At 62.5% G+C, this 12,983-nt stretch carries 11 protein-coding genes; 4 read left to right on the forward strand and 7 right to left on the reverse strand.

Annotated elements, in window-relative coordinates:
- Positions 1 to 63: 63 nt before the first annotated feature.
- The 7 genes from MchiMG62_RS08750 to MchiMG62_RS08780 all read right to left on the reverse strand — a co-directional run bounded on the left by MchiMG62_RS08750 (position 64) and on the right by MchiMG62_RS08780 (position 7,474).
- A complete protein-coding gene (locus MchiMG62_RS08750) occupies positions 64 to 1,899 on the reverse strand; it encodes a DHH family phosphoesterase (RefSeq protein WP_221056625.1) in 1,836 nt (611 codons plus the stop codon).
- Between the two features lie 14 nt (positions 1,900 to 1,913).
- The gene (locus MchiMG62_RS08755) at positions 1,914 to 3,116 is read right to left on the reverse strand and encodes a potassium channel family protein (protein ID WP_221056626.1); all 1,203 of its coding nucleotides are present in this window, start codon (positions 3,114 to 3,116) and stop codon (positions 1,914 to 1,916) included.
- A gap of 31 nt (positions 3,117 to 3,147) precedes the next feature.
- A complete protein-coding gene (locus tag MchiMG62_RS08760; RefSeq protein ID WP_244987651.1) occupies positions 3,148 to 4,350 on the reverse strand; it encodes a magnesium transporter in 1,203 nt (400 codons plus the stop codon).
- A 16-nt stretch (positions 4,351 to 4,366) separates the two neighbouring features.
- Entirely contained in the window at positions 4,367 to 5,320 is a 954-nt protein-coding gene (gene rnz / locus MchiMG62_RS08765) for a ribonuclease Z (protein ID WP_221056627.1), read from the reverse strand.
- The gene (locus MchiMG62_RS08770) at positions 5,308 to 6,081 is read right to left on the reverse strand and encodes a sugar phosphate isomerase/epimerase family protein (protein WP_221056628.1); all 774 of its coding nucleotides are present in this window, start codon (positions 6,079 to 6,081) and stop codon (positions 5,308 to 5,310) included. The genes rnz and MchiMG62_RS08770 overlap by 13 nt, the downstream gene beginning before the upstream one ends.
- Entirely contained in the window at positions 6,078 to 6,629 is a 552-nt protein-coding gene (locus MchiMG62_RS08775; protein WP_221056629.1) for a dephospho-CoA kinase, read from the reverse strand. Before MchiMG62_RS08775 ends, MchiMG62_RS08770 begins: the two co-directional genes overlap by 4 nt.
- A 146-nt stretch (positions 6,630 to 6,775) precedes the next feature.
- Entirely contained in the window at positions 6,776 to 7,474 is a 699-nt protein-coding gene (locus MchiMG62_RS08780) for an anaerobic ribonucleoside-triphosphate reductase activating protein (RefSeq protein WP_221056630.1), read from the reverse strand.
- 175 nt (positions 7,475 to 7,649) lie between these two features.
- Here MchiMG62_RS08780 and thiC point away from each other — a divergent pair, with 175 nt between their 5' ends.
- From thiC to MchiMG62_RS08800, 4 genes are all read left to right on the forward strand, one after another.
- The gene (gene thiC / locus MchiMG62_RS08785) at positions 7,650 to 8,924 is read left to right on the forward strand and encodes a phosphomethylpyrimidine synthase ThiC (RefSeq protein ID WP_221056631.1); all 1,275 of its coding nucleotides are present in this window, start codon (positions 7,650 to 7,652) and stop codon (positions 8,922 to 8,924) included.
- Between the two features lie 493 nt (positions 8,925 to 9,417).
- Entirely contained in the window at positions 9,418 to 9,834 is a 417-nt protein-coding gene (locus MchiMG62_RS08790) for a carboxymuconolactone decarboxylase family protein (RefSeq protein ID WP_221056632.1), read from the forward strand.
- Between the two features lie 62 nt (positions 9,835 to 9,896).
- Positions 9,897 to 10,472: a 5-formyltetrahydrofolate cyclo-ligase gene (locus MchiMG62_RS08795; RefSeq protein WP_221056633.1), complete on the forward strand. Its 576-nt coding sequence runs from the start codon at positions 9,897 to 9,899 to the stop codon at positions 10,470 to 10,472.
- A 63-nt stretch (positions 10,473 to 10,535) separates the two neighbouring features.
- Entirely contained in the window at positions 10,536 to 12,959 is a 2,424-nt protein-coding gene (locus MchiMG62_RS08800) for a CDC48 family AAA ATPase (protein ID WP_221056634.1), read from the forward strand.
- The last annotated feature ends 24 nt before the right edge of the window (positions 12,960 to 12,983 follow it).

The following is a 12,983-nucleotide window of genomic DNA, read 5'->3' on the forward strand; positions in this document are numbered from 1 at the left end:
CCGGACGGGGCTCCAGAAGAGATCAGACCGCCCGGCCGCAACCTCACAGGAACGTGGTAGCGATCAGATTGGCGATTCACCAATCTTCTTGATCAGGCTATCAACCACCACGTCACGCATCCCTTCCACGAACTTGATGCTCCCGACAACGAGGTGGCCGCCGCCGTTTACTCCGCCGCCGACGATCTCGCTACGGAGTTCGCGCACCATCTGCGGGATGTTCATCATGACGCCGCGGGAACGCAGGACGGCAAAGTCCGGCCCGAACCCGATCGTGACGACCGGTTCTCCCGGGTGCTCCCTGACCAGCCGGTCGTGCACCTCGCCCGAGGTCTTCCCCGGCGGCGGGAACGTGAACCGGTGAGCGAAGAGCTCCACGTCGAGCATGAAGAGATGAGCACCGTTTTCGAGCATCCGGCTCTCGACGTGCGGCATGATGGTCTCGAGCTGATCCTCGATCGCCCGGTTCGCCTCTTCAACCAGCAGGTTGACGAACTGTTCGTGGCGTCCGGGCTCGCCGGAGAGGTTCAGGATCTCCTTGACGATCTCTCTCCCGTCGCTGAACCGGAGCCAGAACTGCTCGTAGTCGAGCGCGAGCGCGATAGCGCGGCAGTCGTCCTCCGAGTACTCGGGTGCGGCGATAGCAAGGTAGCGGGCACGCTCCGGCGCTTCGCTCCGGTCGCCGACTCCCGCGATCGCCGGGAGGTGCCGGATCTGATCCTCGACCGCGGGGTTGACCATGCGGGCGATCTCCGTGCCCAGCATCCCGGCCGTGATCCCGTAATCGCCGCCCACATGGTAGGGGTTGACGTGCCCGATCAGGTAATCGTCCACGATCTCGTCGGGGTGGTGGTGGTCGACGACCATCACCGGCAGGTCGAAGATCCGGGTCACCCTCAGCGACGGCATATCCTCCTCGGTCGACCCGTTGTCCATCAGGAGGATCATCGGCATCTTCTGTCCGTAGCGGGCGTTGTCCTTGAGGGCGAAGTCGAGATCCCGCGTGATATCCTCGATCTCGTAGAACGGAGCTTTGGACGGCGAACGCTTGAAGAGGAAATACTCCGCGTCGAAATCTCCGCCGCTCTCCCGGATCAGCGCGGTCACCGCCTGTTCGACGGCAACGGCAGCGCATATGCCGTCCGCATCCGCGTGGTGCCGGAGGATGATCGGCCGCGCGGTCAGAACGGCCTTGCGGATCTCCTTTGCCACTTTCCGCATCTGCGGTCTCAGGGCCAGAAGAACATCGCTCTCCACCAGGAACGGGAGGTCGGGCGGCTCCGCGCGCTCATCGAGCGCCGCGTCGATGCGCTCCCTGACCCGGGCCGCATCCTCCGGTTCCATGACCGTCATGGACGAGGCCTCGACCTGGAGCTGGTTGTTGCGCTGCATCACCTCGCCCGTGAGGGCGACGATATCCCCGAGTTCCACCTCGGGATACGCGCGGACGCCCGCCTCGATGAACGCGGCCGCGTTCGCGGTGCCTGATGCGTCCACGACCGTGAAGATCGTCGGCCCCGACGTCTGCTTTATCTGGGCGATCTCGCCCTCGATCAGCACCGTCCTGCCGATCTTCTTCCCGATATCGGCAATCAGCACGGTCGTTGTCGTTTTGGTCACGTTCTGTGTCTGGTAGACGGTCGGCGTAACCTCCTCGAGGTCGATGTTGCCGTTGCTCCGGATCTGGAGGACATGAACGATGATCGGGTCGCGCTCGGTATGCTGCACCTTCACGTTGCTCTTATGAACGAGCCCTTTGACCCGGTCATTTAACTGGACGAAAACGCCGAACGGGGCAAACCCCTGCACCCGCCCGAGGTAGGATTTCCCTTCCTCCACCTCGTCGAGACCGCAGTTCGCACCGAGGCGGTAAACAATGGTATCTTCTGTATCTCCCATAGTAGTTCTCCCAATTATTCTTCGGACACCTTGGCGGTGTGCCCGGTAAGTTCGTAGAGCCGGCACTCGCCGTCCCGCCTGCCCTTTGCGATGATGGTATCGCCACTCTGCAGCCGGACGCTCTTCCCCGGGCGGTAGACCCACCGGTCGCCGTGCTTGATGGCGAGCACGACCATCCCGGTGACCGTCGCAAGCGACATCTCTTTGAGCGTCCTCCCTACAAGCGGCGACGACGGCGTCACGGTCATCCGCGTGATGATCTCGTCCGATTCCCGGACGATTTTCTTGAATATCGGCGGGATCTCGATATCCCGCAGCAGGACGTCGACGATCGAGTGAGCCGAATCGCTGATCGCCTGTGCGAACGAAGACATATACAGCAGGCCGCGAAGGTAGCGCACGTCCTCGATCTTTCGAGCCGCTTCAAGGATCCAGAGATCCAGGTCGTAGCGCATATCATCGAGCGTTGAGTCGAGGGCGACCACCTCGTGCGCCACCTCCATGTTGTTGAAGAGGAGAGACGTGTATGCCAGCCCGACGGAGAGTTCCGAGAGGTTCTTCATCTCGATGATCAACTGGACTGCCCGATCGAGGTCGTCGACCTCGCCCGCGGACGAGACCTCGACCCGGGGACGCTCCATCGAGCCCGTTATCTCAGAGAGGATCTCCTCTCCGGCCTCCGGGCCCCGCGCTATCAGGATATCATCGCTCTCCATCCGGGTGGTCCTGTCGGGGTCGTAGATCCAGCCCTTTCCGCGCCGGATGGCAATCACCTGCATACCCGTCGTGCTCTGGACCTTGAGGTCGCCGAGCGTGTGGCCGACGAGCTCACTTCCCTGGCTGACGATGACCCGGGTGACGACCTCTTCGGCCTCCGGGAAGACGCGCTTGAGTTTTGCGGGGAAACGGATGTCTTTTAAGATGAGTTTTGCTATATCCGAGGCAGAGTTCGCGATCCTCTCCGCCGCTTCGGCCACCTGGAGCATACCGCTCATCGCCTCGGCCTCTTCGATCCTTCTCGCGCCGAGGACACTCTGAATTCTAGCCTGGTAAACCAGATTGTTCATCCTCTCTTCGAGGTTGATCACCTCGAGCGCTATCTCTTTGCTGTCGAAGAGTATCGCTGAATAAGAAAGATCGACCATCAGCTCGGAGACGTCTTTCATCTCGATCAGGACATCTTTGAAGCTGATCGGCTGATATTCATGTTCCATCATGGTTTTTTAACCGTTGTTCTCCATTCTTTCACTACAGCAGCAGGCCTATCACCGTCACGAGCGCGGCTGCACCGATCAGGTCGATCAGGCTTGTGATGACAGGGATTCCGAAGTTGTCGGGATCGAGACCGTACCGGAATGAAAGGCTCGCGGTGGCGTATGCCACGCCGTTCACCAGTGTCATGACGACCAGACCCGCCGCAAGGCTGATGATGACCAGCATCCCGAGACCCGGGCTATTCAACCCCATGAGCACCGCCGCACCATGCGCGATGAGCGCCAGCAGTGGAAGCAGTATCAACGTATAGAGATAGGAAATAATAAAATGATGCACTACGCCGCGCTCGGGGAGGAACGAGGGGTTGAGCTCCCCGGTATGCATCCCCGTCGAGAGGCGCGACCCGAGGATGCCGCCGATCGACCCGAGGCAGCCTGTGAACGGCGGTATCAGGATGAGGAAGGCGGCGATCGTCACCAGTGCATCGAGGTTGAGGGAGTAGGTCAGGCCCGCCAGCGTGCCGAGGACGCTGAGCGGGATGAGGAAAGAGAGATTCTCCCCGACGATGGTTCCGATCCCCTCCGATCGGCGCCGGGTATAGACGATGACAGCAACGGCAACGGCGACCACGGCGACCCCGAGCGCCAGGCGTGTCCAGGGAGGGAGATACATGACAAAGACCGCGGAAAGGACGAGGATCGGGAGCGTGACGACGTCCCCGGATGTGGTGACGGTCGGTGCGCCGATCATGTCGAGGTCGAGGCCGTAGCGGTAGCTTATGAGGGCGATGAGCAGGGTGATTCCCATCACGAGGAGCCCCGAGACGATCCCGCTCGTGACCGAGATCAGCACGAGGTCGGTGATGCTCACCGTCGGGAGGCCGGACAGAAGGCTTGCCGCATAGGCGAAGATGCCAAGGACAAATGCTATGAGGACGGTTATGACGAACGAGGCGCGAACGTTGTCGCCGAGGACGCTGCCCTCCTCAAAATCGATAGAGAACTCTCCGAGGTGCATCGACGACGAGAGGCGGGATGCGAGGACTCCGGCTATATTCCCCCGCATATCGATGATCGACGGCAGGAGCACCATCAGGCCGGGTATCAGCGCGAGGACTTCACGGGCGGATCCAAGGTAAACGCCCGCGATGCTCGATGCAGCGGCACTGACGAGCAGGGCGCCGAGACCCGTAAGTATCAGGCGGCTCTGGCTGGATAGACCCTGCTCCATCACCATCACCGTCCATCTTCGATCAACTCCTGTACGGGATCTCCAGCACGGCCAGATCGGCCGGTAGAATCACGTCTCCCTCATACTGTCGCTTTGCATCGCGTATATGGTTTGCTGTGCTTGCATAACGGGAGCTTATGTGCATCAGGGCGAGCATACGGGCGCCCAAAGCCGTTGCGGCCTCCCCGGCCTCTCCGGCGGTCGAGTGCAGGACATCGCGGGCGCGATCGCTCTCCTGGTCGTCAAACGTGGCGTCGTGGATCAGGAGATCGGCATCCCGGATCATCGCCGCGGTGTCGGGCTGATCCTGGAGCGGGCGGGTGTCGCCGGTATAGACGATCTTCCTGCCCGGGCGCGACTCTCCCATCACGTCGCCGGGACGGACGGCGGCCTCGGTGCCGTCGCGGACGATACGAACTTCCTCCCCGCGCTGCAGCCGCCCGAAGAGCGGGCCCGGCGGGACGCCGAGTTCGATCGCGCGCTCGCGATTGAACCTGCCCGGCCGCTCGTCCTCCTCCAGCACGTAGCCGAGCCCGGGGATGCCGTGGAGCGTCGCGAACGCCCGGACGGTGTAGCCGTTGAAGGGCACGACCGAACCGTGCTCGAGGGGATGGGCGGTGACGGAGAAACCCCGGGTGTGGCGGCTGATCTTCTGCACGAGATCGACGAACTCGCCGACCCAGGGCGGGCCGTAGACCGGGAGCGGGTCGGTCCGTCCCATGAACGCGAGCGTCTCGACGAGCCCGAAGACGCCGAGGAAGTGGTCGGCGTGCCAGTGGGTGATGAAGACGGCGTTCACGGTAAACCCGGTCCGGGCGCGCATCATCTGCTGCTGGGTTCCCTCCCCGCAGTCGAAGAGCAGGGTGTCGGAACCCCGCCGGATCAGGATCGAGGATGGGTTCCTCTGCGGGGAGGGGAGCGCCCCTGCTGTCCCGAGGAAGTGAACGTGAAGGGTCTCGCCGGCTATACGAACCACTTCCTGAATGCTGCGAGGCTCCGCTTTGCCTCCTCAAGGTTCCGCCCCTCAATGACGGCCGGACCGGAGTAGTCGCGGGCGATGACCCGCCCGGCCTTCTCCCAGGGGATGTTCCCCACGCCGAGCGCAAGGTGTTCGTCCGACTGCCCGTGGTTGTCGTGGATGTGCAGGTGATCGACCTCCCGCACGTGCCCGAGGAATGCGTCCACGAGGCCGTTGGTGTTGGCGTGCCCGAGATCCAGCGTGATCCCGATCCCCGCGATCCCTTCGGTGAGGCCGAGGATCTCCTCGGGGTAGCGGCAGAGGAAGTCCTTGATGCTGATCATGTTCTCGACACACGCAAGGACACCATGATCCTCTGCGTACTTCCCGATCTCGACGAGCGCGGTCTTCTGCATCTCCCAGACCTTCTCGGGGACGAGCTTGCCTACCGGGGAGACGAAACCCGGGTGAATGGTCACCCGGTCGGTCAGTTCGGCCGCGTGCTGGATGCAGCAGCAGGTCTGGCGGATCGATTCGCGCCAGATCGGGTAGTTCAAGGACGCGAGGTTTAAGTCGCTGTAGGGCGCGTGCACGGTCGCGAGAAGGCCGGTGCTCTCGAGGTTCTCCCGGACGGCAGCGAAGTTCTCGGGGTTGTCCAGGCGATACTTCCCGTCGGCGACGATCTCCCATCCGGTATACCCGATCTCTTCAAGCCCATAGACCCAGTCGCGTGACTCCCAGACCTTCGACGAGGCTGAAAAATACGGGACAAGACTCATTCTTCTCTACCTCCAAGCCGGCAGAGCAGGGTGCGAACCTCTGCGCTGAACTCTTCAAGCGATCCTTCGTTCGTGACCCGGCAGTCCGCCCCCTCAAGGGCGCGCCCGAGCCCCCACCCGAGTTCCCGCTCGTCGCGGGCCCGGAGTTCTTCGGGGGTGAGGGAGTCGTCGGACCGGCCGCGGTTCGTGAGCCGCCGGTAACGCGTCTCGAACGACGATTCGATCCCGATGAGCGTGAACCCGGGAAAGTGCTCCTTGAACGTCTCCACCTCGTAGTCGCCCCGGATGCCGTCCACGAGCACCACCGGGGCGCCCGTCGCCTCGATCCTCGGGATGGTGATCCGGGCGATGGCGTCCATGCCGAGGTCTACGCGCAACTTCCCGGCGACTGCGCCACAGTTAGCGTCGGTCGGGGGAAGCCCGGCTTCTTTCACCCGTTCCCGTATCGCATCTCCCATGACCACGACCGGTATCCCGAGGTCCCGGGCGATCCTTGACGCCTCTCCCTTCCCGCTTGCCGGCATACCAACGATTCCAATGACCTTCATCAGGTTCCTCCTATATCAAGAACAGCGGGCCGTGCCGGCGAGAGACCGGCTGCAGGGTCCCGGCGATGCAGGTTGCGGCGGCCGCCGCAAATGTCTTCATAGACGTGCGTTCCCGTCGATATTATGCTTAACGTCACCGGAACGGGTCAGGGCTCCGGGTCGTAGACGACCTCGCCGTCTTCCCGGGTCCGTATGCGGACCCTGCGGCCGAGCGGCGCCGCGGCCGCCTCGAGTTCCTGCCGGGTCAGGGGTGCGAAGCCCGGGGCCACCCCCTGCTGGAGCACGAGGTCGAGTCCGCGGGTATCCTCTGCGATGGCCGGGAGGTCTCCCTCGCGGCCCCGAAAGAGGGTGACCACGGCCGGGCAGGTCTCAAGGCGGCCGTCGGCCTTCGCGCGTTTGCAGGCGGCGAGCGACTGCTTCACCGCATCGGCGGCGGTAAGTTCCAGAAGGTCGTCGTAACGCTCCCACGTTGTCTTGATATCGAGCGAGATCATGTCGACGAGGTGCTGCGCAAGAAGGTCCTCGATCACCCCGGGAAAGATGCCGTTCGTGTGCAGGCCGACGGAGAACCCCATCTTGCGGGCGGCGGCTGCGAGGTGGGCGAGTGCCGGCCCCTGCAGGGTCGGCTCCCCGCCGGAGAAGACCACGGCGCCCGCAACCGTGCGGGACTCCCGGATCATCGCGAGGATCTCGTCTGCGTCGCGCAGGTCCTCGCCGTCCTGGATGGCGACGTTGTGGCAGTAGAAGCAGCGCGCGGGGCACCCCCGGAGAAAGACGGTGCAGGCCGCCCGCCCCCGCCAGTCGACGGTGCTGATCGGGACAAAACCTCCGAAATTGACGTACAAATGATCACCAGGCGATAAAGAGATGCTCCGTTATTTCTTGTAAGCCTTGGCTTTCCGGCTATGAAACAAGATCTGAATAAGATAAAGTCAAGTTTACTTGTTGAGAGAACAAGCAAAATTTAGCCCAAATCTCAAAAACAAGCCTTTATCAACTCTTTTCTGCAAATATAGGGCCATGGGTCTCATAGAAGACGCCCGGCGTGGCGTCGTCACCGAAGAGATGCGGATCGTCGCGGCAGCGGAAGGGGTTACCGAAGATTTCGTCCGGCGCGGCGTGGCCGACGGCCATATCGTCATCCCGGTCTCCCCCTACCGTAAGGTGAAGATCTGCGGTATCGGCGAAGGGCTTCGCACGAAGGTCAATGCAAGCATCGGAACGTCGTCGGACATCGTCGACGTCGATATGGAGGTCGAGAAGGTCCGGCAGGCCGAACTTGCCGGTGCCGATACGCTGATGGAACTCTCCACCGGCGGCGACTTCATGGAGATCCGGCGGCGGGTCGTCGAAGCGACTACGCTCTCGGTCGGGTCGGTTCCGCTCTACCAGGCGTTCATCGAGGCCGCCCGGAAGCATGGGGCGGTCGTCCACATGGAGGAGGATGACCTCTTCCGGATCACGGCGGAGCAGGCAAAGGCCGGCACCAACTTCATGGCGATCCACACCGGGATCAACTACGAGACGATGAAGCGCCTGCAGAACCAGGGGCGGCACGGCGGGCTCGTCTCCCGGGGCGGGGCCTTCATGACCGCGTGGATGCTCCACAACGAGAAGGAGAACCCGCTGTATTCGGAGTTCGACTATCTGGTTGAGATCTTGAAGGAGCACGAGGTCACCCTCTCGTTCGGCAACGGGATGCGGGCGGGCGCCGTCCACGACGCGACCGACCGCGCCCAGATCCAGGAACTGCTCATCAACGCGGAGCTCGCCGACAAGGCACACGAGCAGGGCGTGCAGGCGATCATCGAGGGGCCGGGGCATATCCCGATCGACGAGATCCAGACCAACGTCGTCCTGCAGAAGCGCGTCACGAACCGCAAACCGTTCTACATGCTCGGGCCGCTCGTCACCGATATCGCGCCCGGCTACGACGACCGGGTTGCCGCTATCGGCGCCGCGCTCTCCTCCTCCTACGGCGCCGACTTCATCTGCTACGTGACGCCGGCGGAGCACCTGGCACTCCCCACCCCCGAGGAGGTCTACGAGGGCGTCATGAGTTCGAGGATCGCCGCCCACGTCGGGGATATGATCAAACTCAAGAAGCGCGATGCCGACCTCGAGATGGGCCACGCCCGCCGGGACCTCGACTGGGAGCGGCAGTTTGCGGTCGCGATGAACCCCGAGCGCGCCCGGGCGATCCGGGCCGAGCGGATGCCGGCCGATACCGACGGCTGCACGATGTGCGGGGACTACTGCGCGCTGAAGATTGTTGGAAGGCATTTTAACTTCTGAGAGTAGTTGGGGAGGGGACTCCCTCCCGGCTTTCGTCTTTTTGTGGTATTTTTCTCCAGGTAGCGAGGGTGTTCACGTGTGCAAGTGGATCTGACCCGATATCCTCTTGGACAATCTCCCGACATCAAATGGCCTCTCTAACCCTGTCTATCCCACAGTCACTAACCCCGCCAACGGCTTTCGTGGGGATATCGCCACGCACTGCCCCCGCCCCCTTGGGGGCGGGGGAGGAGCGCGAAGCGCGGGTGGGGTGGGGGAATGCAAGCATAGCGAGCTTGAGCAACAGTGATGTGAGATGGAGACAGGGGAGGGGGGATGCTCCCCCCTCCCCGTCAGCCCCTCCCCCAGGGGCGATACCCCCACGGTCCAGCGTACCGGGCAGTTGCACACAAATCCCATGCATCCATCCATCCATCGAATCGCTATCCTCGCCGCACCAAAAAACCGCACCATTATCCTCGCTCTCGCCCACACTCCCATACGAGGAAGGTCCATGAAACCTGAAAACGAACAGATAGTCAAAAGTTTTCTCGCCCACGCCGACGACCTCAGCGACGATCTCACGGACGACGTAGAAGAGATGCTCGGCGTCGTGCCGTTCATCTTCTCTATCCTCCGCGACCGGCCCGAATCCTTCGCGCTCTCCACTCTCGCCGACTACCGGTTCTCCCGGCCCGCCTCGCTTGATGCAAAGACCGCGGAACTCATCGCCGTTGCAGCCGCTGCAAGTGCCGGGGCGGAGAGCTGCCTGAAGGTGCATATCGGGGCCGCGCTGAAAGAGGGCGCATCCCGCGACGAGGTCCTCGACGTCCTCCTCATCGCCGCGATGATTGGAAAGACCCGCGTCCTTGCATCCTCTCTCCGCCAGTTCCGGGAGGTCTGCGGCAAGGAGCAGGGGACCGGGAGGTAAGCGGCCCGCCCTCATGTCGGACGCGCATACTTTATGGTGTGATTCACCAAAAACTCCCTGTAATGAGCCAGACAAAGGCAGCCCTCCGCCTGCGGGCAAAAGAGGCCCGTTTCCTCCTCTCGCCCTCACAGCTCGCCGAATACAGCAGCAGCATAACTGAGCGGCTCCTCGATCTCCTCGACGGCTTTGAGACCGTCATGATCTATGCCGCAAAAGCCCCGGAGGTCGAGACCTCCGACCTTATCGCGGCCCTGAACCGCCGGGGCGTGCGGGTCGTCGTTCCCATCATCGAGCGGGAGACCTGCGGCCTTCGCCTCTCCTACCTCCCCGACCCCGGAGTCCTCGTCCCGAGCACGTTTGGCGTTCCTGAGCCGATCGGACGCGAACTTCCGGCCCGGCCGGAGGATGTGGAAGTCGTCGTCCTGCCGATGCTCGCCTTCGACGCCGAAGGGAACCGGCTCGGCTACGGCGCGGGGTACTACGACCGCTTCCTCTGCCGGTATCCCCACCCGAAAAGGATCGGCATCGCGTTCTCCTGTCAGCAGGCAAACTGCATTCCTGCCGATGAAAACGACGTGAAGATGGATTACATCGTTACGGAAAAGGGGATCATCGGCATAACGGGAGGGGGATTGTGAGAAAACTATAAATACTGTGTATCACTTACCTATGGTAAACCATCACAGGAGGAGATTGTTCACATGGCCAATACCGAATCCGTTGAGGTGACCATCAAGGAAGCGGCGCACGAAGACGCCGGCCGGGGAATTGCCAGACTGAGCATCGACACCATGAAGGCGCTTGGCCTCGTCAGCGGCGACGTCATCGAGGTCGAGGGGCGTCATAAGGCGGCGACGCTCATATGGCCGGGCTTCCCCCAGGACACCGGCAAGGCGATCCTGCGCATCGACGGCAACACCCGGAGCAACGTCGGGGCGGGGATCGACGATAACGTCCGGATCAGAAAGACCGAGGCAGGCTACGCGAAGAAGGTGACCATCCAGCCGACACAGCCCATCCGCCTGGTGGGCGGCGAGCAGTACCTGGGGAGGATCCTCCGCGGCAGGCCGGTCACCGAGGGGCAGCTCATTCGAGTCAACATCCTCGGCAACCCGCTTACGTTCGCGATCGCCAGGGTGGCGCCGAAAGGCATCGCCATCGTCACCGACAGCACCGAGATCGAGCTGAAAGAGACTCCTTACGAGCCCAAGGAAGGGAAGCGCGAGATGGCGGGCGACGTCCACTACGAGGACATCGGCGGGCTCGACCGCGAGCTGCAACTCGTCCGGGAGATGATCGAACTCCCGCTCCGGCACCCCGAACTCTTCGAGCGCCTGGGCATCGAGCCCCCGAAGGGCGTCCTGCTCTACGGCCCGCCCGGAACGGGGAAGACGCTGATCGCAAAAGCGGTGGCAAACGAGGTGGACGCCCACTTCATCACGCTCTCGGGTCCCGAGATCATGAGCAAGTACTACGGCGAGTCCGAGGAGCGCCTGCGGGAGGTCTTTGAGGAGGCACAGGAGAACGCGCCCTCGATCATCTTCATCGACGAGATCGACTCGATCGCGCCCAAGCGCGAAGAGGTGAAAGGCGAGGTCGAGCGCCGGATCGTCGCCCAGTTGCTTGCCCTGATGGACGGGTTGAAGACCCGGGGGCAGGTCGTGGTGATCGCCGCGACGAACCTTCCGGACATGATCGACCCCGCCCTCCGGCGCGGCGGCCGGTTCGACCGCGAGATCGAGATCGGCATCCCCGACACCAAGGGAAGACAGCAGGTCTTCCAGATCCACACGCGCGGCATGCCGCTTGCCGAAGACGTGAGACTCGACGAATATGCCCGTTCCACGCACGGCTTCGTCGGCGCCGACATCGCGCTGCTCGCAAAAGAGGCGGCGATGCACGCAATCCGCCGGATCATACCGCAGATCAAGATCGAAGAGGAGATCCCCGCCGAGATCATCGACCAGCTCCGCGTCACGAACGAGGACTTCCTCGAAGCGCACAAGCACGTCGAGCCGAGCGCGATGCGTGAGGTGCTCGTAGAGATCCCGGATGTCAAATGGGAGGACGTCGGCGGGCTCGAAGACGTAAAGGGAGAACTTGCGGAGGCTGTTGAGTGGCCGCTCAAATATCCGGAGATATTCGCGTCGCTCGACACCGAACCCCCCCGCGGCATCCTGCTCTTCGGCCCCCCCGGAACAGGCAAGACACTCCTTGCAAAGGCGGTCGCAAACGAGAGCGAAAGTAATTTCATCTCCGTAAAAGGGCCCGAACTCCTCTCGAAATGGGTCGGCGAGTCGGAACGTGGAGTTCGACAGGTATTCAGGAAAGCAAGGCAAGCAGCACCGTCGATTATCTTTTTCGACGAGATTGATGCACTTATGCCCAAACGTGGATCTTATATAGGATCATCGCACGTAACTGAAAGTGTGGTTAGCCAGATCCTGACAGAGCTCGACGGCCTCGAAGAGCTCAACAATGTCGTGGTTCTCGGCGCTACCAACCGCCCGGACATGTTGGACGAGGCGCTGCTTCGCCCCGGCAGATTTGACCGGATCATCTACGTCCCGCCGCCCGACCGGGAAGGCAGGAAGAAGATCTTCGAGGTGTACCTGAAGAACAGGGAACTCCTTGCAAACGACGTGGACATCGACGAAATGGTCGACAGAACCGAGGGCTACGTCGGCGCCGACATCGAGGCGCTGGTCCGCGAGGCAAAGACTTCCGCCATGCGCGAGTTCATCGCCGCGATGGGAGGGAAGACCGAAGAGGAACGGCGTCAGGCGATCGGCAACGTGAGGATCACGAAGAAGCACTTCGAGGATGCCCTCACCCGCGTGCGGGGCACGCTGGATATCGACCGGCTGGAGGAGAACGAACGCCACTCCTGGCAGATCCTCTACAACCAGGAGCAGCGGTCGGCACTCGAAGACGCCGTCTCGACGATCAACCGTGCCCGGATGCGGGAGACCGGCAAGATCGAACAGGAAGTCAACGATCTCACACAGACCCTCAAAGACGCGGTCTACCGGAGAACGAAAGACTTCGGCGAGATCAAGCGCCTCACAAAGAAGTTGAAAGCCAAACTTGAACGCCCGCTGCCCCAGACGGGTGTGGCGTTCTGACGGGAGCGCCCCCTGCCCGTGAGG

The organism is Methanoculleus chikugoensis, from assembly GCF_019669965.1.
In the GTDB taxonomy this organism is placed as follows: domain Archaea; phylum Halobacteriota; class Methanomicrobia; order Methanomicrobiales; family Methanoculleaceae; genus Methanoculleus; species Methanoculleus chikugoensis.

Excerpts from the sequence above, each read along its gene's own strand:
- MchiMG62_RS08770 (WP_221056628.1), bottom strand. The coding sequence starts at position 6,081 with ATGAGTCTTGTCCCGTATTTTTCAGCCTCGTCGAAGGTCTGGGAGTCA.
- MchiMG62_RS08795 (WP_221056633.1), top strand. The coding sequence starts at position 9,897 with ATGAGCCAGACAAAGGCAGCCCTCCGCCTGCGGGCAAAAGAGGCCCGT.
- MchiMG62_RS08775 (WP_221056629.1), bottom strand. The coding sequence starts at position 6,629 with ATGAAGGTCATTGGAATCGTTGGTATGCCGGCAAGCGGGAAGGGAGAG.
- MchiMG62_RS08760 (WP_244987651.1), bottom strand. The coding sequence starts at position 4,350 with ATGGTGATGGAGCAGGGTCTATCCAGCCAGAGCCGCCTGATACTTACG.
- thiC (WP_221056631.1), top strand. The coding sequence starts at position 7,650 with ATGGGTCTCATAGAAGACGCCCGGCGTGGCGTCGTCACCGAAGAGATG.
- MchiMG62_RS08800 (WP_221056634.1), top strand. The coding sequence starts at position 10,536 with ATGGCCAATACCGAATCCGTTGAGGTGACCATCAAGGAAGCGGCGCAC.
- MchiMG62_RS08755 (WP_221056626.1), bottom strand. The coding sequence starts at position 3,116 with ATGATGGAACATGAATATCAGCCGATCAGCTTCAAAGATGTCCTGATC.
- MchiMG62_RS08750 (WP_221056625.1), bottom strand. The coding sequence starts at position 1,899 with ATGGGAGATACAGAAGATACCATTGTTTACCGCCTCGGTGCGAACTGC.
- MchiMG62_RS08790 (WP_221056632.1), top strand. The coding sequence starts at position 9,418 with ATGAAACCTGAAAACGAACAGATAGTCAAAAGTTTTCTCGCCCACGCC.